The sequence below is a fragment of the Pseudonocardia sp. genome (assembly GCF_035305885.1).
Classification (GTDB): domain Bacteria; phylum Actinomycetota; class Actinomycetes; order Mycobacteriales; family Pseudonocardiaceae; genus Pseudonocardia.
In genome coordinates this window covers 23,328-44,279 of sequence record NZ_DATGOP010000050.1, presented here as the reverse complement: position 1 = coordinate 44,279, position 20,952 = coordinate 23,328, and the positions used below count along the sequence as shown (strand labels likewise).

The window sequence follows — 20,952 nt, the reverse complement described above, 5'->3', positions numbered from 1 at the left end:
GCGGAGCGGTCCAGCGAGCGCGGCTCCGCGGGCCGGGAAGCGCAGATGTTCCAGGGCTCGATGCGGCGGCGTAGGGGCCGCGGGGGAGAGCCGACCGTCGTGCCCGACGCGGAGTTCCGCTCCTACTACGGCAGGCCGGTCCTCAAAGCGCCGGTGTGGGAGTGGAAGATCGCCGCCTACCTGTTCACGGGCGGGCTCGCCGCCGGCTCGTCGGTCGTGGCCGCGGGCGCCGACCTGACCGGGCGCGAGAAGCTGCGCCGCGCGGGGTGGCTCGGGGCGCTCGGCGGGCTGCTCGCGAGCCTGTACCTGCTGGTCAGCGACCTGGGCCGGCCCGAGCGGTTCCACCACATGCTGCGGGTGGCCAAGCCGACCTCTCCGATGAGCGTCGGCACGTGGATCCTCACCGCGTTCGGCGCGCCCGCGGGCCTCGCGGCGGTCGCCGAGCTCGTGCCGCGGCGCCTGCGGCGGACGTGGCCCGCGCGCCTGCTGCGCCGGCTGGCCCGCCCGGCCGGGCTGGCCGCGGCGGCCACGGCCCCCGGCGTCGCCTCGTACACGGCGGTGCTGCTGTCCCACACCGCCGTGCCCGGCTGGAACGAGGCCCGTGACGAGCTGCCGTTCGTCTTCACCGGCTCCGCCGCGGCGAGCGGCGGCGGGCTCGGGATGCTCTGCGCGCCCGTCGAGGAGGCGGGCCCGGCGCGCGTGTTCGCCGCGGCCGGGGCGACGGCGGAGCTGGCCGCCGCCGCGGTGATGCACCGTCGGCTGGGCGTCGTCGCCGAGGCCCACGACACCGGGCGGGCCGGCCGGCTGCGCCGGGCGTCCGAGGTGGCGACGGCCGCCGGCCTCGCCGGCACGGTGCTGCTGGCCGGGCGCAGCCGGGCCGCGGGCGCGGCGTCGGGGCTCGCCCTGCTCGCGGGCAGCGCGCTGCAGCGCTTCGCGGTGTTCGAGGCCGGCATGGCGTCGACGAAGGACCCGCGCTACGTCGTGGTGCCGCAGCGGGAGCGCGGCGCAGCCTCGCGGGGTTCATGAATGTGGCTTTCCGGAACCCCACGTTCGTGAATGTGGCTTTGCTGAACCCGCGAGCAGGAGCAGGCTCGTCGCCGTGACCGCGGCCGCGGTGAGCAGGCCGGCGCGGTAGCCGGCGGCGAGCGCGACCGGGTCGGTCCCGATCGTGGCCGCGGTCGCGACCGCCCCGAGGACGGTGATGCCGACGGCCCCACCGAGCTCCTGCGCGGAGTTCAGCAGCCCGGAGGCGAGCCCCTGGTCGCGGTCGGCGACGCCCGTGGTGCCCGCGATGAAGATCGGGGCGTAGGACAGGCCCGACCCGACGGCGAGCAGCAGCAGCGCAGGCAGCGCGTCGCGCCAGTAGGTGCCCTCGACCGGGACGCGGGCGAGCAGCAGCATCCCGGCGGCGAGCAGCGCGAAGCCGACCGCGATCAACCTGCGCGGGCCGTACCGGGTGGTGAGCGCCCCGGCCCGGGGCGAGATCAGGATGATCAGGAAGGTGACCGGGGCGAACGCTGCGCCCACGGCCAGCGGCGAGTAGCCGAGCACGACCTGCAGGTAGAGCGTGGTGAAGTAGAGCGAGGCGCCGAGCGCCCCGGCGTCGACGAGCAGGAGCGCGCCGGCCCGGGCGACGCCGCCGGTGCGCAGCACCCGGCGGTCGAGGAGCGGGGCGCGGTGCGCGCGCTCGACGGCCACGAGCGCGGCGAAGGCGGCCAGCCCGAGGCCCAGCAGCCCGGTGGCCTGGACGGTGGGACCGCCCTCGGCGTACCGGGTGAGCGACAGGGTGGCGGCGGCGAGCGCCAGGGCGAGCAGCACGGCGCCGGCCACGTCGAGCGCGGGCCGCTCCTCGGCGCGGCTCTCGGGCAGGAGCCGGCGGCCGAGCACGAGCGTCGCGATCCCGATGGGCACGTTGATGAGGAAGACCCAGCGCCACCCGAACAGGTCGGTGATCGCGCCGCCCACGAGCTGGCCGGCGACGGCGCCCCCGGAGCCGACCGCGGCCCAATAGCCCAGCGCCGTGTTGCGGGCCGCGCCCTCGCCGAACGCGGTGGTCAGCAGGGCCAGCGCCGTGGGCGACACCATCGCGGCGCCGACCCCCTGCCCGGCTCGCGCGACGAGGAGCTGCCACTCGGCCTGCGCGAGTCCGGTGGCCAGCGAGGCGACGGTGAACGTGGCGAGCCCGATCAGGAACAGGCGGCGCCTACCGAACAGGTCGCCGACGCGGCCGAACACGACGAGCAGGCTGCCGAACGCGAGCGTGTACCCGACCGACACGAGCGGGAGGCGGCCGTCGGGGATCGCGAGGTCGGCGCGGATGGTCGGCAGCGCGACGGTGACCACCACGACGTCGACGATCAGCATGAACTGGGCGGCGCACAGCAGCAGCAACCTGTGCCCGGACGCACCGGCGATCCGACCGCCGCCGGCCGCAGCGGAGGAGGAAGCCATGCGGCCAACTTACTTAATGGTCGTTCATAAAGTAAATGGGTTACGCTGCGTCCATGACCGGTCGCCCTCGCTCCGTGAGCGACGAGGCCGTCTTCGAGGCGGTCGCCGCCGTGGTCACCGACGCCGGCCCGACGGGCCTCACGCTGGCCGCCGTGGCCGACCGCGTCGGCGTGTCCGCGCCCGCGCTCGCCCAGCGGTTCGGTTCCAAGCGCGGCCTGCTCGCGGCGTTCGCGGCCCGGGAGGCCGCCGGCGTCGCCGAGGTCTTCGCCGCGGGCGCCGCGGCCCATCCCGACCCGCTGACGGCGCTCGTCGAGACCCTGGCCGGGCTGCCGAGCGGCATCACCAGCCCCGAGGGGCTGGCCAACAACCTGGCCTTCCTGCAGCTGGACCTGACCGACCCGCAGCTGCGGCCGCACGCGGTCGCGCAGAGCCGGGCGGTGCGCGCCGAGATCGCCGACTTGGTGCGGGCGGCCGTCGGGGCGGCGCAGCTCGCGGAGGACACCCCGCCCGAGACGCTGGCCGCCGACCTCTACGCCACCTACTGCGGGGCGATGCTCACCTGGGCCATCGACGGGGGCGGCGACCTGCGCGGCTGGCTGCGCGAGCACCTCGAACGCGCCCTCGCGCCGCACCGCAGCCGGGCCGGGGACGAGGTCGCCCGGTGAGCGCCGCGCTCAGGCGACCGCCTCGTCCGCCCGCAGCCGCAGCGAACCGGGTGTGGCGGCGCAGCGTGAAGCCCATCGACTCGTACAGCCGGATCGCGCCGACGTTCGAGGCCGCCGCGTGCAGCATCGGGGTCTCGCCGCGCGCCCGGATCCCGGCGGCGACGGCCCGCACCAGCCGCGTGGCCAGCCCGCGCCCGCGGAACCGCTGGTCGGTGCAGACGGCGCTGATCTCGGTCCAGCCCGGCGGGTGCAGCCGCTCGCCCGCCATGGCGACGAGCTCGCCGTCGTGCCGGATGCCCAGGTAGGTGCCCATCTCGACGGTGCGCGGCAGGAACGGCCCAGGTCGGGTGCGCTCGACGAGCGCGAGCATCTCCGGCACGTCGGACGGCCCGAGGACCATGGCCCCGGGATCCGGCTCGGCCGCGACCCCGGCGTCGACCAGCTGGACCCCCGGGATCTCGTGGACCACCTCCCACCCCGGCGGCGGCTCGATCCGGGGCGCCGACACCGCCGCCGTCGCGTCCGGCCCGACCAGCGTGGCGAGGTCGGCCCACGCCCCGTCGTCCGGATCGTCGGGCAGCCCGATGAACGGGCAGACGTCGGGCGGGTAGCGCAACACCGAGCCGTGCCGCACCGCCAAGCGCGCGTGCGGGCCGAGCAGGGACGAGCGGATGGGGTTGTCCAGGACGTGCGGCTCGCTCACGGGCGAGGTCCTCCGGGGAGCGGGGTCGGGTACGGGCGACGGCGGGATCCGCCCAGCCTCAGAGCCCCGGTGGTGAGCCGAACCGGTCGAGCCAGCGGCGCTCCACGAGCGGGGCACCGGGCATCTCGACCTGCTTTCGACGACCGCTCGCGCGGTGTGGACCGGCCCCCACGGTAGTCACGAGGCGGTCCCGTCGTCGCCGGGTTCCGCGGGACCCGGCGACGCAGGATGGCCACCTTCGTGCCACGTGGTTGCGTGAAGGTGGCCGTGCCGTCGATCGTTCAGCTCCCCAGCCGCAGCCGCTCGTTGCGCGCCTCGATGTCCTCCCACGTCGCCGGGATCAGGGTCTCCCGCCCCTTGCCGATCGACTCCTGCGCGAAGGTGGCGTACGGCCGCTGCCGGGCCTCGTACCGCTCGAACGCGACGGTGTGGTCGCCTCCGGCCCGGTCGAGCTCCTCGGCGAGGAACCAGGCGCCGGTCAGCGCGAGCGAGGTGCCCCGCCCGGACAGGAACGCCGCGCAGTGGGCGGCGTCCCCGACCAGCGCGACGCGGCCCCGGTGCCACGAGGGCATGTGGATCTGGCTCGCGGAGTCGAAGAACAGCGCGGGGTCGGCGAGCGCCGCGTCGAGCAGCTCGGGGACCCGCCACGACGTGACGTCGGTGAACGCATCGGCGAGCAGCTTCTTCTGGGCCTCCAGGTCGTGGTGGTCGTAGTCGAGCCAGTCCGAGCGGAACATGAACGCCGCCAGGGCGCGGTCCTTGAACCGGATGACGCCCGCCATCCGGCCGGGCACGTTGTAGAGCGTGCTGACGCGATCGGGGCGCGACCCCTCCCCGGGGAGGTCGGCGTAGGCGATGTAGACGCCGAGGTGCTTGACGTAGTCGCGCTCGGGGCCGAACACGAGCCTGCGCACCGCGGAGTGCATGCCGTCGGCGCCGATGACGAGGTCGTAGCGGTCGGTGCGCCCGGACCGGAACCGCACGTCGACGCCGTCGCCGTCGTCGGTGAGCTCCTCGACCGAGTCGCCGAAGCGGATCACGTCGGGGTCCGGCACCGCGTCGGCGATGGTGCGCATCAAGTCCTCGCGGGCGATCTCGACGTCGTCCGGGGAGTCGCTCGCCTCCTCGATCGGCGCGGCGGCCACCGGTCGGCCGTCGGCGTCGACGAACTGCGCCAGCTCGGTCGTGTCGATCCGCTGCGCGCGGATGGTCGTGAGCAGGCCCATCCGGTCGGCGATCCCGAGGGCGTCGCCCCGGATGTCGATGGGGGAGCCGCTGAACCGCAGGTCGCGGCCGTACTCGACGACGGTGACGTCGTGACCGCGGGTGCCGAGGTTGATCGCGCTGGCGAGCCCGGCCACGCCGGCTCCGGACACGAGGATCTTCATGGTGGGCCTCCACCCGAGCTAAAAACAACGATCTGTTGCTTTAATGACGATACGCCCCTCGGGGTGCCGCGGCAACGCGGGTGACCGGGACGGGCGACAATCACCCGACCCGGGCGGACGGCAGGAGGTGAGCTGCAGGTGGCTGGCACCGCGGGGCGCGCGCCGGCGCGCCGTCCCGGTGGGCGGACCGCGCGCGTGCGCGCGCAGGTCCTCGCGGCGACCGTCGAGCTCGTCGCGCGGGACGGCATCGCCGGCCTCCGCTACGAGGAGGTCGCCGAGCGCGCCGGCGTGAACAAGACCAGCGTCTACCGCAACTGGCCCGACCGGGAGGAGCTGGTGGTCGAGGCCCTGCTGCGGTACATCGACGACCTCGTCTCGATCGGCGACACCGGCGACCTGCGCCGGGACCTGGTGGACTTCCTCGTGGCCATCGCCGACAGCCTCGCCAAGCCCACCGTCCGGGCGGTCGAGCAGGCCACCCAAGCCGCCCGCGACAGCCCGGTCGTCCGGCGGGCGGTGGCCCGGGTCTTCGAGGAGCGGGGCGCGGCCGTGCGGCGTCGCGTGGCGCTGGCCGTCGAGCGGGGCGAGCTGCCGCCGGGCGACCACTCCCTGCTCGGGGCGATGGTCACCGGGCCGGTGCACTTCGTCGTGAACCGCGGACTGCGCCCGTTCAGCCGCGCCGACGCGGAGCGCATCGTCGACGTCGTGCTCGCGGGCATCCGCGCCACCGCGCCCCAGCGGTGGTGATCAGGCAGGCGCACCCCTACGCGGAGCGGCGTATCCCCTGCAGCAGCGTGTCGACGTACTCGTCGGCGAGCTCCTCGGGGGAGAGCCTGCCGTCGGCCTCGAACCACAGGTAGGTGTAGTTGAGCATCCCGAGGATGCCCTTCACCAGCAGCGGCGAGACCGGCCGCAGCACGCCCGCCGCCCATGCTGCCGAAGCCGACGAACACCGGCGGCTCGCCCGCGTCGAGGAAGTCGACGAGCTCCGCGGGCGGCGTCCACCCGACCGGGGTCGCAGGCCACCAGTAGCCGACCACCTCGATGCCGGGCCGCCAGTCCGCCGGGCGCGGCGCCACCACCGGGCTGTAGCCGCACAGGATCGGGTGCCGCACGTCGTCCCACATCGCGAACCGGACGGCCGCGGCGCTGCGGACCGGGACGCCGAGGCGGCGCTGCAGGTCGTTGAGGGGTCCGTTCATGGACAGGCTCAGGGCCGGGGCGAGCAGGCGCGTCAGGTTCCGGTTGAGCCAACGGCCCAGGGTCGGGCGGCCGACGCCCAGCGGGGCGAACTCCGCGGTGGGGACGCTCGGCCACAGGTCCAGCGACACACACGGGATGCCCATCGCCTGGGCCGTCACGTACCCGTAGACACTCGCCGCCCGCTGCAGCAGCAGCACGTCGGCGCCCTCGGCGGCGGCAACCACGCCCGAGCCGAGCGCGCGCAGCACCTCCCGGGTGACGGCGAGGTTGGCCCGGATCGCGCGCGGGGACAGCCGCGTGCCGGCCCGCTGCCACTCCTGGCCCGACCGGGACGCGAGCGCCGCCCGCGTGTCGCCGGGTAGGTGCCGGTACTCCAGCCCCACGCCGCGGACGAGCTCGGCGAACGACTCCTCGACGGCCAGCGCGACGTCGTGACCCGCCTCCCGCAGCCGCACGCCGAGCCCGGTCAGGGGAGCGACGTCGCCGCGGCCGCCCACGGCCATGATCACGATCCGCATCGGGTTCCCTTCCAGGACGTCGCGGTGGGCCGGGCAACGCTCCGGCGCCTCGGGCGAGCATCATGGCCGACGGGAAGCGACGTCCCGGGTCCGGCCGGGGTCGCGTGGGCCCGGCCGGGTGACGAGCCGGCCAGGACGGAGGCACGCCGTGGCCGAGCCGATCGACGCGATGGTCGACCTGCACCTGGCCGTCTGGAACGGACCGGCAGGCGCCGGCCGGGACACGGCCGTCGCCGAGCTGTACGCACCGGACGTGCTCGTCGCCGAGCCGGATCGGGCCCGCCACGGGCACGCCGGGATGGACGAGGCGGTCTCCGCCCTGCAGGCCCAGTTCCCCGGAACCGTGATCACCCGCACCGGGCCGATCCAGGTGGTGCAGGACCTCGTCACGTACCCGTGGACGCTGGGCACCCCGGGGGAACCGCCGCTCGCGTCCGGCCGTGACGTGCTCCTGGTGCGCGACGGGATGATCGCGAGCCTCTACGTGGTCCTCGACCCCGCCTGAGGCCGGGCCGTGCGGAGCACCCGCATCCGATCCCCGCGCCCGGGCCGCCGCGGAACCGGCTGTCACCGCGAGGCTGCGCGGTGAGCACCGGGGCCTGCGGATCGAGGCGTGGCCCGAGACGAACGACCACACGCCGGAGAACGCCGTCTCGGGCTGGGAGCACCCGTCACGGCGCGAGCAGGACGCGGCCGAAGGGCTGGTCCTCGACGACGTGGCGCTGTGCCTCCGCGGCCCGCTCCAGGGGGAAGACCTCGGCGACCATCGGCGCGATCTGCTTGCCCGCGACGAGCTCGAGCAGCCGCTCGTTCGCCGCCCGGATCCGCTCCGGGCTGAACAGGGTGAACAGGAACCCCTTGATCTGCGCGGTCTTCCAGATCAGGTGCGTGATCTCGAACGTCGCGGTGGTGCCCGCGGTGTAGCCGACCGCGACGAGGGTCCCGCGCGGTGCCAGCGACGCCACGAGGTCGCCCGTCAGCGGGCCGCCGACCCCGTCGACCACCACGTCCACGCCGTGGCCGTCGGTGAGGCGGCGCACCTCGTCGCGGAGGTCTTCGGTGGACGGGTCGATGATGTGGGCGAGCCCGGACTCGCGGGCGCGGGTCGCGCGCTCCTCACCTCGGGCCGTCGAGATCACCGTGCCCGCACCGAGGACGCGGGCGAGGTCGACCGTCGCCATCGCGACCGCTCCGGCGTAGCCGGGCGACAACAGCCGTGCCCCTGGCCGGACGGGGGCGAGCTCGGTGAGCGAGAGGTAGGCGGTGAGGTAGCCCGATCCCGCGGCCATCGCGGCCGCGGTGTGGTCGTCGACCCCGTCGGGCAGCGCGACGAGGCTGTCGGCCGCGACGGCGACGCGCTCGCGCCACAGGCCGTCCCGGGTCGTGCCGAAGCCCCAGCCGGTGATCAGGACCCGGTCTCCGGTGGCCCAGGACGACGCACCCGCGTCGACGACCTCGCCCACCGCGGTGGCGCCGGGGACCAGGGGCAGCTCCTTGAGCATGCTGTCCGGCAGGACACCGGCCCGCACCTTGTCGTCGAGCGGGCTGACCCCCGCGGCGACCACCCGCACGACGACCTCGCCCTCGCCGGGCTCGGGCTCGGGGACCTCGTCGACGACCAGGCGGTCGAAGCCGCCGTGTGCGTGGAAGCGCACCGCTCTCATCCGCAGTTCTCCTCGATCTCGATGCGGTCCGCCGGGACCGCTAAGGTGTAATCGGCTCGGTTACACCAGGAGGCGGTCATGGCCGCGAACAGCAGGTTGACGGTCGCGGCGCACGCGCTGGCCTGGATGGCGTTGGTGCGACGCAGCAGTGACGAGTTCGTCACCTCGGAGCGGATCGCCGCGAGCGTCAACACCAACCCGGTGGTGATCCGCCGGGCGATCGGCCGGCTGCGCGCCGCGGGCATCGTGGAGGTGCAGCGCGGCGCCGGGGCCGGGTGCCGGCTCGCGCGGCCGCCGGAGTCGATCACGCTGCGCGAGGTGTACGAGGCCGTCGAGCACGAGCCGCTGTTCGGCCTCCACGCCCGCCCGCCCAACCAGGGCTGCCCGGTCGGGCGCGGCATCCAGCCCGCGCTGGCGAAGGTGTACGGCGGCGTCGAGGACGCGTTGCGCGCCGAGCTCGAACGGACGACGGTGGCCGACCTGCTCATCGACGTCCTGGCCTCCGCCTGGCGGACCGCGGTCGAGCCCGCGTCGGACGCGCCGCCGGGCACCCCCGCCTGAGGAGGGCTCGTCCCGAGTCCTTCGACCACCGGCCACCTCGAGGCTCGTCGTTCCGCTTGTTGTAACAGTACCTATTACGTCAAGCGCCGGTCTTCTCCGGGAGGCAACTCTTGACGGGGTCAGTCGTAACTGTTTGAGTTCGCGAGCAATCTCCCCGAGGAGGTGGGACCGCCCATGACGACGCCCGACAGCCCGTACGCCCCTCGACCGGGCACGTTCCTGGCGGCGCTGGGGCTCCACGTCGAACGGGTCGTGCCGGCGGGGCTCGGCACCGTCGTCCGAGGCCACCTGGACGTCGACGAACGCCACCACACCCCGTGGGGCCTCGTGCACGGCGGCGTCTGGGCGACGGTGATCGAATCCGCGGCGAGCATCGGGGCCTCCGAGGTCGTCGCCGACCGCGGCCAGTTCGCGGTGGGCGTCGACAACGTCACCGACTTCGTCCGGCCGATGCGGGCCGGTCGGGTCGACGTCGCGGCCACCCCGGTCCACATCGGGCGCTCGCTGCAGCTGTGGCAGGTCCAGCTCACGGACGCCCGGGGCCGGGTCGTCGCCGGCGGTCGGGTGCGGCTCGCGAACCAACAGCTCCCCGGGGTCGACCCGACGAGCCGCTGAACCCGGCCGCTCGGGGGAGAGCCGCACCGGCCCACCGACCGGAGACGCTCGCGGCCGCCTTCGCGCGGCGGTGATCGCCGGCTCAGCGGCCGCTGAGCTGCTCCGCGGCGCCGGGCACCGGCTGCGCCGGGTCCGCGCCCAGCGCGACGATCCTGTTGTGCGCGTCGACGTGCACCACCGCGGGCACGTGCTCGGCGACGGCCGATTCCGGGACCTGCTGGAAGGCCATGATGATCGTGAGGTCACCGGGGTGGACCAGGTGCGCGGCGGCGCCGTTCACCCCGATCACGCCGCTGCCGCGCTCTCCGGCGATGGCGTAGGTGGTCAGGCGCGCGCCGTTGGTGACGTCGACCACCTGGACCTGTTCGCCCTCGACCAGGCCGGCCGCGTCCATCAGGTCCTGGTCGATGGTGAGGGAGCCGACGTAGTCCAGGTCCGCCTGGGTGACCGTGGCGCGGTGGATCTTCCCGCTGAGCAGGGTCCGGTATCGCTCCGCGCGGTGGGTGGACATCGACGCGAACTCCCTCGTAGGCGACCTGCGCGATGAGGGTAGCCGCGCTCCGGCGCCACCGGGCCGCGTCGCGATCGTCGTCACGTCGCTCGCGCGGATCGCGCGGTCAGCCGAGCGTGAACGGGTCGCGGGTGCCGCCGGTGAGCTCGACCCACACGGCCTTCTCCTCGAGGTACTCGTCGATCGCGTGCAGGCCGTTCTCGCGGCCGAGGCCGGAGTTGTCGAACCCGCCGAACGGCACCGACGGCGCGACCACGCGGTAGGCGTTGATCCACACCGTGCCCGCCCTGATCCTCGCGGCGACCCGGTGCGCGCGGTGCACGTCCTTGGTCCAGACCGCCCCGGCGAGGCCGTACGGGGAGTCGTTGGCCAGCGTGATCGCCTCGTCCTCCTCGGTGAAGGTCAGGGCGGCGAGCACCGGCCCGAAGACCTCCTCCCGGTAGACGGTGGACCCGGGTGTGACCCCGGTGAGCACCGTCGGCTGGACGAACAGCCCGCCGAGCCCGGGGTCGGCGGCGCCGCCGTGGGCGACGCTCGCCCCCTCCGCCTTGGCCGTCTCCAGGTAGCCGAGGACCTTCTCGTACTGGGGCTGGTTGGCCACCGGGCCCATCTCCGTGTCGGGGGCCGTCGGGTCGCCCAGCTTGATGCGGGAGGCGCGGTCGGCGACGAGGCGGACCAGCTCGTCGTGGACGTCGGCGTGCACGATCAGCCGGGATCCCGCCATGCAGGTCTGCCCGGTCGCGGCGAACACCCCGGCGACGATCCCGTTGCTCGCCGCCTCGAGGTCGGCGTCGGGGAACACGACCTGCGGCGACTTCCCACCCAGCTCGAGCGTGACCTTGTTGATGTTGTCGGCGGCGGCCCTGGCCACGGCGCGGCCGGTGGCGGTCGAGCCGGTGAACGCGATCTTGTCGACGCCGGGGTGCGCCGCGAGCGCCGCCCCGGTCTCCCGCGACAGCCCGGTCACGACGTTGACCACCCCCGGCGGGAAGCCGGCCCGCTCGACGAGCTCGGCGAACGCCAGCGTCGACACCGGCGCGTGCTCCGACGGCTTGACCACGACCGTGCACCCCGCCGCGAGCGCGGGGGCGAGCTTCCAGGTCATCAACAGCAGCGGCGAGTTCCACGGCGTGATCGCCGCGACCACGCCGACGGGCTCCCGGCGCGTGTACACGAGGTAGTTCGGGTTCGGCGACGGGATCTGGCGGCCCTCGATCTTGTCGGCGAGCCCCGCGTAGTAGTGGTACCAGGCGCCCAGGGCCCCGGTCTGGCCGATCATCTCCCGGTACAGCTTCCCCGAGTCGTTGACCTCCAGCCGGGCCAGCCGCTCGGCGTCGTCCGCGATGAGGTCGCCGAGCCTGCGCAGCAGCGCGGCGCGGGTGAACCCGGTGGTCTGCCCCCACTCGCCCTCGAACGCGGCCCGGGCCGCGGCGACCGCGGCGTCGACGTCCTCGGGCCCGCCGTCGGGGACCACGGCCCACGGCCGGCCGGTGTAGGGGTTCTGCGACTCGAACGTCCGGCCGGACGCGGCGTCGACCGGCTTGCCACCGATCACCATGCGGAACCGCTCGAGCTCGCCAGGCATGGTCGTCCTCCTCGACGTGGGCGTGCCCCGAACGATATGGGCCGCCCGGAGGTGGCACCATCCGCGCCCTGTCCGGACCGTCAGCCGGCGGCCGGGTCCGAGCCGTCCGCTCAGCTCACCCCGTACGCCTGCAGCACCCCCGGCATCAGCAGGCACCGCGCCGCGCCCTCGGCGACGCACGTGAGCGGGTTGGTGGCGCGCTTGACCGGGAAGCCGAACGCGTTCTCGAGGATCGTGTCGAACCCGCGGGTGAGCGACGCCCCGCCGAACAGCAGCACGCCGTCGGCGAGCACGTCCTCGACGGCCTCGGGCGGCAGGTCGTCCAGGCACTTCGCCAGGGACGTGACGATCGTCTGGCTGAGCGGGCGGATGATCTCGGCGATCTCGGCGACCGGGATCGTGGCGAGCTTCGGCCGGCTCGTCGCGGCGTCGCGGCCCTGCACGACGATGCTGGGCTCGAGCTCGCCGTCGGCCTGGATCTTGACCTGCTCGGCCGCCCGGTCACCCACGAGCAGCTGGTGGTGGTCGCGCAGGTGCTGGGCGACGGCCGCGGTCATCTCGTCGCCCGCGATGCGGCACGAGCGCGACGCCAGCACGCCGCCGTAGCAGAAGGCGGTGACCTCCGAGGTCCCGCCGCCGATGTCGACGACCATGTGCACGCGCCGTTCGAGCGGGTCGATCCCGCAGCCGACGGCGCCCGCGATGGGCTCGTCCAACACCGTTGCGCGCCGCAGCCCCGCCTCGTCGGCGGCCTCGACGAGCGCGTGCCGCTCCAGCGGGGTGGCGCCCGCCGGGACGCCGATGACGGCGCGGAGGCGGGCGCGCTGCCACGGCCGCCGCGCGACCCGGCGGACGAGCGCGCGCAGGTAGGTCTCCGCCGACTCGATGTCGACGATCACGCCGTCCTGCACCGGGCGGAGCGCGCTGACCCGGCCGGCCGTGCGCCCGAGCAGGCTCGACGCGTCCCGGCCGACCGTCACGATGCGGCGGCGGCCGCGGGGCGCCTCGGTCTGGAGCAGGACGGAGGGTTCGTCGAGCACGATGCCTGCGTCGGCGTCGCACACGACGGTGTTCGCGGTGCCCAGATCGATCCCGAGCTCGATCACTGGTCTCCCCCAGGTCTCACGGTGACTGCAGCTGGTCGGTGGCGAGCACCTCGCCCTGGTGCTCGAGGTAGTGGCGCAGGCCGGCGGCGACGACCTCCTTCGCGCTGTTGGCGCCGCTGCCATGGCCCTGGACGAGCGCGGTCACGACCACGGCGGGGTCGTCGAAGGGCGCGACGGCGGTCATCCAGTTGTGGTACGCGCCCGCGGGCAGCGCGTCGTCCTGGGCCGTGCCGGTCTTGCCGGCGGCGGGGGCGGGCAGGTCGGCGAGCCGGGTGGCCGTGCCGTCGGTGACCGCCGCGCGCATGCCCTCGCGGACGGGGCCGAGCTCGGCCGCGAACGGCAGCGGGGTCGGCTCCGGGGTGGGCAGCGCGCTGAAGGTGCCCTCGCCGGTGCCGACGGCGAGCCCCAGCCGGGGCGTGACCATGTGCCCGGTGGCGACCCCCGCCGTCCAGCGCGCGACCTGGACCGGCGTGGTCAGCAGGTAGCCCTGGCCGATGCCGAGGATGATCGTCGACCCGCCGTACCAGGTGCCGCCGCGCTCCTGCACCGTCTCCGGCGTGCCGAGGTAGCCGGGCGACTCCCCGGGCAGGTCGATGCCGCTCACCGAGCCCACGCCGAGCTCCTGCGCCTTCTCGATGATCGGCTGCGGGCCCATGGCCTGGGCGAGCTTGTAGAAGTAGACGTCGTTGGACCAGGCGATCGAGTCGACCATGTCCATGGGCCCCATCGGCTTCCAGTTGCGGAAGGTGTGGCCGCCCACGGTGTAGTCGGCGCCCGTCGAGATCACCTGCTCGGGCGGGATGGCGCGGTCGACGGCGTCCGCCGCGGCCACCACCAGCTTGAAGGTGGAGCCGGGCGGCACGGCGGCCTGGACGGCGTTGTTGCGCATGGAGCGGTTCGCATCCGCGATCGCCTGCAGCTCGTCCGGGTTGGGCGGCGGGCCGAACGCGTTGTTGTCGTACGAGGGCGTGCTCGCCATCGCGAGGACCTGGCCGTTGCGCGGGTCCATGGCGATGGCCGCCCCGACCGCCGTCGGGTCGGACTGCGCCCGCATCGCGGCCGCCAGGCTCTCCCCGAGCCGGCGCTGCAGCCCCAGGTCGATCGACAGCCGCAGGTCGGAGCCGGGCACCGGCTCGTAGCGCGGCCCCATCGCGACCGGGACGCCCGTCGGGTCGACGTAGACGCACTGGCGGCCGTTGACCCCGCGCAGCACGGCGTCGTACTGCAGCTCCAGGCCGGCCCGGCCGACGATCTCGCCGGAGGGCAGGTCCGGCCACCGCGTCACCTCCTTCTCGGTGGCGACGCCCGCGAACCCCAGCACCGGGGCGAGCAGGGGCCCCTCCGGGTAGTACCGGCGCAGCTCCGGCACCACGATCACCCCGTTGATGCCCGCCGCGTCCACCTGGTCCCCGACGGCCCGGGGCACCTCACCCAGCGGCAGCGCGAGGGTGTTCGCGGGGACCGCGTCGAGGTCGGCCTGGACGGAGTCGGCCGGGCGCCCGATCAGCTCGGCGACCCGGGCGACGTCGTCGGGCTGCGAGCGCAGGATCGCCGGCACCGCGACGACCTGGTCGAGGCCGTCGGGCGCGTCGACCGTGCTGTAGGCGAGGGGGGTCCCGTGCCGGTCGGTGATCGCCCCGCGCAACGCGGGGATGCGGATGCACCGCGTCATCTGGTCCTCGGCGGCGGCGAGCAGTTGCGGGCCCTGTTCGGCCTGCAGGTTCGCGGCGTGGATCCCGAACGCGACCAGCGCCGCCGTCATGCCGAGCGCGGTGGCACGCAGCAGCCGCGGCCGGATGCGGCGCCGGATCGCGAGCGCCCACAGCCGCTTGCGGGTCCCGTCGTGGCGGATGCCGAGCGCGACCCCGAGCGCGGCCAGCTTCACCAACAGCGCCGAGCCGCCGAAGCTGAGCAGCGGGAACGGGATGCCCGCGAGGGGCAGCAGGCCGAGGTTGCCCCCGACCGACACGACGGTCTCGGTCCCGAGCAGGACGGCGAGGCCCGCGCACACCAGCGCCCCGTGGGCGTTGCGGGCCTGCCGGGCGGCCAGCGCGATGCGCCACACCAGCACGACCGCGGCCAGGACGACGGCGGCGCCCGCGAGCAGCCCGAACTGCTCGACGGTGCCGGCCAGCGCGAGGTCGGTCTCGCGCTCGGGCAGGTACTGCGCGCGCAGGCCGGCGAGCGGGTTGCCGTACCAGCCGAACAGGCCGCTGGAGCCGAGGGAGATGCGCGCCTGCTCCACCGCGTACCCGGCACCGGTAGGCGACTCCTGCGTCCCGACCAGGAAGCTGCCCAGCCGCTGCATCTGGTGCGGCCGCAAGAGCCCGACGCCCAGCGGGGCGAGCAGCACCGCCGCGCCGAACAGCGGGAGCAGCAGCCTGCCGGGTATCCGGCCCATCACGAGCATCGCGGCGGTCAGGACGATCATCACCAGGGCGGTGCTGAGGTCCGGCTGCAGCAGCGTCAGCGCGATCGGCGCCGCCGCCAGCAGGAGCGCCGCGACCAGCCGCTGCAGGGCGGGGCGGGTCGAGCCGAGCACCCCGGCGAGCGCGACGAGCAGCCCGAGCTTGGCCAGCTCAGAGGGCTGGAAGGTGAACGCCCCGATGTCGATCCAGCGGGTCGCGCCGTTCGCGGTCACCCCCGCGACGAGCACGTAGCCCATCAGCAGGACGGCCAGCAGGTAGCTGATCGCGCCGAGAACGGCCAGCAGCCGCACCCGGAACCGCCAGAACAGCGCCAGCACGACGATCCCCGCCGCGCCGACCGCCGCCTGCCGGGTCGCCATCTCCACCCCGTCCGAGACGACGAGGTTGGCGAGCCCGAATCCGACCAGCACGATCGCCGCGATCACGGCGAGCAGGTCGAAGGCGACGCCGCGGGCGTCCCGTCGCCGGGGCCGGGTGAGGAGGGCGGGCAGCTCGTCGCCGACCGCGAGCACCTTGTTCCGCTTCAATCGCAGCACGATCCGCTCCCCCTCAGCGGACCGGCTCGGTCGGCGTGCAGGTGCCGCCGTCGGCCGGGACCGGAACCGGATCGCTGGCCGCCTCGGCCGGCGTCGCGGTCACGGCCAGCACGGCCGTCGCGGGGCCGGGCGGGAGGGTCACCGTGTCGACCGCGTCGATGCGGTCGCTGCCGGCCGGGGCCGTGAGGGTCCCGCCGGGTAGCCGCGTCGTCGCGCCGGTGCAGCGGTCGACGACGTGGAACGTCCAGCTGACCGGCTGCGCCTCGGGCAGCGGGGTGAGCGACACCCGCAGCCCCACCTCGCAGTCGGCGCCCGGGGTGCACGGCTGCAGCGCGCGCAGGCCGACCGCGGTGACGGGACCCGCGGCGGCCGGGGCGGGCGGGTCCACCGGCGGCAGTTGGGGCTCGGCCGCCGAGGTGTCCACGGTGTCGGTGCGGCCGGCCTCCAGCAGCATCGCGACATCGCGGTTGATCTTGTCCTGCAGGAGGGCGAGCTCGACGGCGAGCACGATGGCCAGCACCGCGAGCGAGACGGCCCAGCGCCAGGTCCGCCCGAGCACGGCGCGGGCGAGTGCGGCCGGGCGCAGCCGCTCGCGCCGGACCGGCCTGTGGGCCGGGACCGGGCGGACCACCTGCACGGGCGCGGCCGGTCGCAGCATCGGCTGACCGGTCGCGGCGGCGACCAGCCGGGCGAGCTCGCGGCGGGCGGCGTCGGCATCCGGGCCCGCCGCCGCCACCAGGGCGGTGGCCGTCTCCGCCCGGTCGGCGGCGTCGGCTTCGCGGAGCGAGCGGGTGGCTCGGTCGAGCGCGGCGAGGTGGGCGACCGCCCCCGGGTGCGGGGCCGCCCGGTGGGCGGCCTCGGCGAGGGCGTCGAGCACGGCCGTGGCGTCCGGGGCCGGGCGCTCGTCGGGCGGCTCCGCGCCGGCCCGGGCGGTCTCCGGGCGGGCCCGGCCGTCCGGGCCGATGCGCACGTGCTCGGGGCGTAGCACGGCGGGCTCGCCGGCCCACCCGGTCAGCACGTCCGCGGCGACGGTCACCGCCTGGAGCGGGGTGAGCCGCCCGAGCTCGAGCAGGCGGGACAGGAGCACGCCGGCGCCGTCGGGCCTGGGGAGCGTCTCGGCGGCCGCGGCCGGGCGCGGTGATCCGGGCGGCTCGGCGTGGAGCTGGGGGCCGTCCCCGGCGGGCGGTTCGGCGACGAGTTCGGGCGGCGTGAGGGACGGGTTCGTCATACAGCAACTCCTGTGAGGACGGTCCGGGGTGGGCGGGCCCCGGGCGCCTCGCGCGCTCGACCGGGGGGAGCGCGCAGGGGGCGGCACGGGTGGCCCGCCGCTCGACGACAGCGGAGGGCAGGAGGGTGGCCGACCCGGGAGCGGGTCGCCGGTCGGTGGCGCCGGCAGCCACCGGTGAAGGCCCGAGAGACGACTCGGGACGTCGGTGTCCCGTAGGGGAACGTCAGCGCAATCGGCGGCCCGCGCCGGGGTGCGCGGGGCTCGCGCCCGCATGCGGGCGCCGGTGGTGCGGATGCGTCGGCTCCGGCACGACGACGGGGCGGTCCGGGCCGAACGCCACGTCGGCGGCGTCGGCGAGGGCGCTCTCGTCGGATGCGACCAGCTTCGCCATGGTGTCCCCTCCACGCTCACGATGACCGCACTTCCAGCCGGATCGGCGCGCGCGACGGGAGCCTGCTCGATCGTGTCGAGCGTCCTCATCGACCTGGCACCCGAGAAGGGCGCGCAGCACGCCCGCCTAGCACTCACCAGTTCCGAGTGCTAGATCCTCATTTAGCACTCGGACCAGGTGAGTGCAAGCGACCTTCGGCCCTGGTCAACGCCGGGGTGTTCGCTCAACGGGGTCGTCAGTCGCCGGAAGGGATCTCGCCGTAGGCGACGACCGACAGGAACCGGATCGGGAGCGTGATGAGCTCCTGGGGGCCGTGGACGCCCTCGCCGTCGAGCTGGAGGGCGTCGCCGGGCCGCATGGGGTAGCTGCTCTCCCCGTGGCTGTAGACCATCTCGCCCTCGAGCATGTAGATCAGCTCGGTGCCGGGGTGCTGGAAGAGCGGGAACTCCTCGCTGCGCTCGGTGAGCGTGACGAGGTGGGCCTCCATCCGCTTGTGCGGGCCGCGCAGCGCGCCGAGCAGCGTGTAGTCGTGGCCGACGCGGGTGCCGCGCGCGACGATGCGGGCGCCGCTGCCGGCCGGGGTGTAGACGGCCTCGCGTTCGGTGTCGGCGCCGCGGAACAGGGAGGTGACGGGGACGTCGAGGGCGTCGGCGAGCCGGGCGAGCGTGGTGAGGCTGCAGGAGGTCTGCGCGTTCTCGATCTTCGACAGCATCGGTTTGGAGATGCCGGCCGCCGCCGCCAGCTCGGCGAGGGTCCGCCCGGACGCCTGGCGCAGGCGGCGCACCTGCGCGGCGATCGCGCGCTCGAGCCTGCCCTCGTTCGGGGCCGGCCGGTCGACCTCGCGCGCCGCGGGCCCGTGCCGGATCTCCTGCTGGTCGGTCATCTCATCTCGCCTGCTCCGACGTAAGGATAGGGACTGCGCAGCAGCGCCCCCTCGGCGAAGCGGGAGAGCCGGAAGTCCGACTCCGGCACGGCCGGGTCGCTGCTCGTGCCGTCCACCACGAGGTCGGCGACGAGCCGCCCGACGGCGGGGGAGATCTTGAAGCCGTGCCCGGAGAACCCGGCGGCGACGACGAGCCCGGCGATCGGGGTCCGCGAGATGGCGGGGTTGAAGTCCGGCGTGACGTCGTAGCAGCCGGCGTAGCTGCCGGCGATGGACGCGTCGCCGAGCCCGGGGAAGCGGTGGCCGACCTTCTCGACGGTGCGCTCCACGAAGTCCTCGGTGGCGTGGTTCGAGTAGCGGTCGGGGTCGGCGGGTTCCAGCTCGGCGAGGTCGCTGTTGCCGAACAGGATCTCGCCCGACACCTCGGGGCGCACGTACTGCAGCGACACCAGGTCGGAGAACACCGGCACCGGCCCGAGGTCCACGCCGGGCTTGACGATCACGATCTGCTCGCGGTGCACGGTGATCGGCAGGTCGATGCCGTGCGCGTCGAGCAGACCCACCGACCAGGGGCCCGCGGCGACGACGACGGCGCCGGCCCGGATCGTCGCGCCGTCGGCGAGGCGGACCCCGGTGGCGCGGTCGCCGTCGACGAGCACCTCGGTGACCGTCGTGCCCTGCCGGATCCGAACGCCGGCGCGGCGGGCGGCTCCGGCGAAGGCCTGTGCGGTCCGGTACGCGTCGCCGTAGCCGCCGCGGGGCTCGAAGGCGAACGCGGCGAAGTCGTCGAGGTCGGCGGCGGGCCACAGTTCCTGCACCTCGGCGCGGTCGACCTCCTCGGTCTGCACACCGACCGCGCGCTGCGCGGCGAGCGACGCGCGCAGGGCCTCGACGTTCCGCTCCCCGACGCCGACGACGTAGCCGGTCTGGTGGAAGCCGACGTCGGTGCCGAGGACCTCCTCGGCGTTCTCGAACACCTCCAGCGCGGCGTTGGCCATCGCGGCGAGCGAGGACACGCCGTAGTGGCAGCGCACGACCCCGCTCGACTTGCCGGTGCCGCCGGAGCCGACGGTGTCGCGCTCGCAGACCACGACGTCGGTGACGCCGCGGCCGGCGAGCGCCCACGCGGTGGCGCACCCCTCGAGGCCGCCGCCGACGACGACCACGTCGGCGGTCCGGTCGCCGCTCACCGGTCGGCTCCCGGGATCCAGTTGGTGCCGGCCAGGGGGACGCGCGCCATCGCCGCGGCCTCGACGGTGAGCGCGACGAGGTCTTCGGGTTCGAGGTGCAGCAGGTGGGCCTTGCCGCAGGCCCGGGCGAGGGTCTGCGCCTCCATGGTGAGCACCCGCAGGTAGTTGGCGATGCGGCGGCCGCCCTCCACCGGGTCGAGCCGGGCGGCGAGCCGCGGGTCCTGCGTGGTGATGCCGGCGGGGTCGCGGCCGTCCTGGTAGTCGTCGTAGAAGCCGGCGGCGGAGCCGAGCTCGCGGTACTCGCGGTCGAGGCGGGGGTCGTTGTCGCCCAGCGCGACGAGCGCGGCGGTGCCGATCGCGACCGCGTCCGCGCCGAGGGCGATCGCCTTGGCCACGTCGGCGCCGGTGCGGATGCCCCCGGAGACGATCAGCTGCACCTTGCGGTGCAGCCCGAGCTCCTGCAGCGCCTGCACCGCCTGCGGGATCGCCGCGAGCGTGGGGATGCCGACGTGCTCGATGAACACGTCCTGGGTGGCCGCGGTGCCGCCCTGCATGCCGTCGACGACCACCACGTCGGCGCCCGCGGCGACGGCGAGCTTCACGTCGTAGTAGGTGCGGGTGGCGCCGACCTTGACGTAGATCGGTTTCTCCCAGTCGGTGATCTCCCGCAGCTCGAGGATCTTGATCGCGAGGTCGTCCGGGCCGGTCCAGTCCGGGTGCCGGCAGGCGGAGCGCTGGTCGATGCCCGCGGGCAGGGCCCGCATGGCGGCCACCCGGTCGGAGATCTTCTGGCCGAGCAGCATCCCGCCGCCGCCCGGCTTGGCGCCCTGGCCGACCACCACCTCGATGGCGTCGGCCTTGCGCAGGTCGGCGGGGTTCATCCCGTAGCGGGAGGGCAGGTACTGGTAGACGAGGTGCTTGGACTGGCCGCGCTCCTCGGGCGTCATGCCGCCGTCGCCGGTGGTGGTGGAGGTGCCGACCTCGCTCGCGCCGCGTCCCAGCGCCTCCTTCGCCTGCGCCGACAGCGCTCCGAAGCTCATCCCGGCGATCGTGATCGGGATGGCGAGGCGCAGCGGGTGCTCGGCGTGGCGGTCGCCCAGGACGACGTCGGTGTCGCAACGCTCACGGTAGCCCTCCAGCGGGTAGCGCGACACCGAGGCGCCGAGGAAGAGCAGGTCGTCGAAGTGCGGCACCCGGCGCTTGGCGCCCCCGCCGCGGATGTCGTAGATCCCGGTGGCGGCGGCGCGCTGGATCTCGGCGATCGTGGCGCGGTCGAACGTCGCCGACTCCCGCAGGGCCGGGTCGGGTGGGGCAGGAAGCGTCAC

20 protein-coding genes and 1 pseudogene are annotated in these 20,952 nt (G+C 74.9%); 6 read left to right on the top strand and 15 right to left on the bottom strand.

Annotated elements, in window-relative coordinates; genetic code table 11:
• The first annotated feature begins 45 nt into the window (after positions 1-45).
• Positions 46-1,026 carry an NrfD/PsrC family molybdoenzyme membrane anchor subunit gene (gene nrfD / locus VKZ81_RS09555; protein ID WP_324241117.1) on the top strand — a complete coding sequence of 327 codons (981 nt, stop codon included), beginning with the start codon at positions 46-48 and terminating at the stop codon, positions 1,024-1,026.
• Here nrfD and VKZ81_RS09550 read toward each other — a convergent pair.
• Positions 1,021-2,451 (bottom strand): MFS transporter, encoded by a 1,431-nt coding sequence (locus tag VKZ81_RS09550; RefSeq protein ID WP_324241102.1) that lies wholly within the window; start codon positions 2,449-2,451, stop codon positions 1,021-1,023. The two genes, nrfD and VKZ81_RS09550, sit on opposite strands and share 6 nt — an antisense overlap.
• A 53-nt stretch (positions 2,452-2,504) precedes the next feature.
• Here VKZ81_RS09550 and VKZ81_RS09545 point away from each other — a divergent pair, with 53 nt between their 5' ends.
• On the top strand, positions 2,505-3,116 hold the full coding sequence (locus tag VKZ81_RS09545; RefSeq protein ID WP_324241101.1) for a TetR family transcriptional regulator: 612 nt from the start codon (positions 2,505-2,507) through the stop codon (positions 3,114-3,116).
• Here VKZ81_RS09545 and VKZ81_RS09540 read toward each other — a convergent pair.
• Both VKZ81_RS09540 and VKZ81_RS09535 read right to left on the bottom strand, forming a co-directional pair.
• Positions 3,007-3,819, bottom strand: a complete 813-nt coding sequence (locus VKZ81_RS09540) for a GNAT family N-acetyltransferase (RefSeq protein ID WP_324241100.1) — start codon at positions 3,817-3,819, stop codon at positions 3,007-3,009. The genes VKZ81_RS09545 and VKZ81_RS09540 overlap by 110 nt on opposite strands.
• Positions 3,820-4,100: 281 nt before the next feature.
• Entirely contained in the window at positions 4,101-5,207 is a 1,107-nt protein-coding gene (locus VKZ81_RS09535) for an FAD-dependent monooxygenase (RefSeq protein ID WP_324241099.1), read from the bottom strand.
• A 138-nt stretch (positions 5,208-5,345) separates the two neighbouring features.
• Between VKZ81_RS09535 and VKZ81_RS09530 the strand changes: the two genes are divergently transcribed.
• On the top strand, positions 5,346-5,954 hold the full coding sequence (locus VKZ81_RS09530; RefSeq protein ID WP_324241098.1) for a TetR/AcrR family transcriptional regulator: 609 nt from the start codon (positions 5,346-5,348) through the stop codon (positions 5,952-5,954).
• A 16-nt stretch (positions 5,955-5,970) separates the two neighbouring features.
• On the opposite strand, the gene VKZ81_RS09525 is transcribed toward VKZ81_RS09530, so the two are convergent.
• Together VKZ81_RS09525 and VKZ81_RS35105 are read right to left on the bottom strand one after the other, a co-directional pair.
• Positions 5,971-6,126, bottom strand: a complete 156-nt coding sequence (locus tag VKZ81_RS09525) for a TetR-type transcription factor C-terminal domain-containing protein (RefSeq protein ID WP_324241097.1) — start codon at positions 6,124-6,126, stop codon at positions 5,971-5,973.
• A gap of 601 nt (positions 6,127-6,727) precedes the next feature.
• A pseudogene (locus VKZ81_RS35105) lies at positions 6,728-6,913 on the bottom strand (glycosyltransferase); the annotation flags it as partial.
• Positions 6,914-7,076: 163 nt separating this feature from the next.
• Between VKZ81_RS35105 and VKZ81_RS09520 the strand changes: the two are divergent.
• Positions 7,077-7,433: a nuclear transport factor 2 family protein gene (locus tag VKZ81_RS09520; RefSeq protein ID WP_324241096.1), complete on the top strand. Its 357-nt coding sequence runs from the start codon at positions 7,077-7,079 to the stop codon at positions 7,431-7,433.
• Between the two features lie 166 nt (positions 7,434-7,599).
• On the opposite strand, the gene VKZ81_RS09515 is transcribed toward VKZ81_RS09520, so the two are convergent.
• Positions 7,600-8,592 carry a quinone oxidoreductase family protein gene (locus tag VKZ81_RS09515; protein ID WP_324241095.1) on the bottom strand — a complete coding sequence of 331 codons (993 nt, stop codon included), beginning with the start codon at positions 8,590-8,592 and terminating at the stop codon, positions 7,600-7,602.
• A 78-nt stretch (positions 8,593-8,670) separates the two neighbouring features.
• On the opposite strand from VKZ81_RS09515, the gene VKZ81_RS09510 reads away from it, so the two are divergent.
• Entirely contained in the window at positions 8,671-9,153 is a 483-nt protein-coding gene (locus tag VKZ81_RS09510) for an Rrf2 family transcriptional regulator (RefSeq protein WP_324241094.1), read from the top strand.
• A 174-nt stretch (positions 9,154-9,327) separates the two neighbouring features.
• The gene (locus tag VKZ81_RS09505; protein ID WP_324241093.1) at positions 9,328-9,768 is read left to right on the top strand and encodes a PaaI family thioesterase; all 441 of its coding nucleotides are present in this window, start codon (positions 9,328-9,330) and stop codon (positions 9,766-9,768) included.
• Between the two features lie 82 nt (positions 9,769-9,850).
• Here VKZ81_RS09505 and panD read toward each other — a convergent pair whose 3' ends face one another.
• The 9 genes from panD to VKZ81_RS09460 all read right to left on the bottom strand — a co-directional run bounded on the left by panD (position 9,851) and on the right by VKZ81_RS09460 (position 20,952).
• Entirely contained in the window at positions 9,851-10,279 is a 429-nt protein-coding gene (gene panD, locus VKZ81_RS09500; RefSeq protein ID WP_324241092.1) for an aspartate 1-decarboxylase, read from the bottom strand.
• A gap of 106 nt (positions 10,280-10,385) precedes the next feature.
• Complete coding sequence (locus VKZ81_RS09495) at positions 10,386-11,864, bottom strand: aldehyde dehydrogenase (RefSeq protein ID WP_324241091.1); 1,479 nt, start codon at positions 11,862-11,864, stop codon at positions 10,386-10,388.
• 110 nt (positions 11,865-11,974) lie between these two features.
• On the bottom strand, positions 11,975-12,970 hold the full coding sequence (locus VKZ81_RS09490) for a rod shape-determining protein (RefSeq protein WP_324241090.1): 996 nt from the start codon (positions 12,968-12,970) through the stop codon (positions 11,975-11,977).
• Between the two features lie 16 nt (positions 12,971-12,986).
• Positions 12,987-15,935 (bottom strand): FtsW/RodA/SpoVE family cell cycle protein, encoded by a 2,949-nt coding sequence (locus VKZ81_RS09485; RefSeq protein WP_324241089.1) that lies wholly within the window; start codon positions 15,933-15,935, stop codon positions 12,987-12,989.
• A gap of 13 nt (positions 15,936-15,948) precedes the next feature.
• Entirely contained in the window at positions 15,949-17,163 is a 1,215-nt protein-coding gene (locus VKZ81_RS09480) for a hypothetical protein (protein ID WP_324241088.1), read from the bottom strand.
• 223 nt (positions 17,164-17,386) lie between these two features.
• Positions 17,387-17,554, bottom strand: coding sequence for a hypothetical protein (locus VKZ81_RS09475; protein ID WP_324241087.1), 168 nt, complete (start codon positions 17,552-17,554; stop codon positions 17,387-17,389).
• Between the two features lie 235 nt (positions 17,555-17,789).
• Positions 17,790-18,437: a helix-turn-helix domain-containing protein gene (locus tag VKZ81_RS09470; protein WP_324241086.1), complete on the bottom strand. Its 648-nt coding sequence runs from the start codon at positions 18,435-18,437 to the stop codon at positions 17,790-17,792.
• Positions 18,434-19,627 (bottom strand): NAD(P)/FAD-dependent oxidoreductase, encoded by a 1,194-nt coding sequence (locus VKZ81_RS09465; protein ID WP_324241085.1) that lies wholly within the window; start codon positions 19,625-19,627, stop codon positions 18,434-18,436. The genes VKZ81_RS09470 and VKZ81_RS09465 overlap by 4 nt, the downstream gene beginning before the upstream one ends.
• Positions 19,624-20,952 carry an FMN-binding glutamate synthase family protein gene (locus VKZ81_RS09460; RefSeq protein WP_324241084.1) on the bottom strand — a complete coding sequence of 443 codons (1,329 nt, stop codon included), beginning with the start codon at positions 20,950-20,952 and terminating at the stop codon, positions 19,624-19,626. Before VKZ81_RS09460 ends, VKZ81_RS09465 begins: the two co-directional genes overlap by 4 nt.

Coding starts and splice junctions, on each gene's coding strand:
- nrfD (WP_324241117.1), top strand. CDS start 46: ATGTTCCAGGGCTCGATGCGGCGGCGTAGGGGCCGCGGGGGAGAGCCG.
- VKZ81_RS09550 (WP_324241102.1), bottom strand. CDS start 2,451: ATGGCTTCCTCCTCCGCTGCGGCCGGCGGCGGTCGGATCGCCGGTGCG.
- VKZ81_RS09545 (WP_324241101.1), top strand. CDS start 2,505: ATGACCGGTCGCCCTCGCTCCGTGAGCGACGAGGCCGTCTTCGAGGCG.
- VKZ81_RS09535 (WP_324241099.1), bottom strand. CDS start 5,207: ATGAAGATCCTCGTGTCCGGAGCCGGCGTGGCCGGGCTCGCCAGCGCG.
- VKZ81_RS09515 (WP_324241095.1), bottom strand. CDS start 8,592: ATGAGAGCGGTGCGCTTCCACGCACACGGCGGCTTCGACCGCCTGGTC.
- VKZ81_RS09510 (WP_324241094.1), top strand. CDS start 8,671: ATGGCCGCGAACAGCAGGTTGACGGTCGCGGCGCACGCGCTGGCCTGG.
- VKZ81_RS09505 (WP_324241093.1), top strand. CDS start 9,328: ATGACGACGCCCGACAGCCCGTACGCCCCTCGACCGGGCACGTTCCTG.
- panD (WP_324241092.1), bottom strand. CDS start 10,279: ATGTCCACCCACCGCGCGGAGCGATACCGGACCCTGCTCAGCGGGAAG.
- VKZ81_RS09495 (WP_324241091.1), bottom strand. CDS start 11,864: ATGCCTGGCGAGCTCGAGCGGTTCCGCATGGTGATCGGTGGCAAGCCG.
- VKZ81_RS09480 (WP_324241088.1), bottom strand. CDS start 17,163: ATGACGAACCCGTCCCTCACGCCGCCCGAACTCGTCGCCGAACCGCCC.
- VKZ81_RS09475 (WP_324241087.1), bottom strand. CDS start 17,554: ATGGCGAAGCTGGTCGCATCCGACGAGAGCGCCCTCGCCGACGCCGCC.
- VKZ81_RS09470 (WP_324241086.1), bottom strand. CDS start 18,437: ATGACCGACCAGCAGGAGATCCGGCACGGGCCCGCGGCGCGCGAGGTC.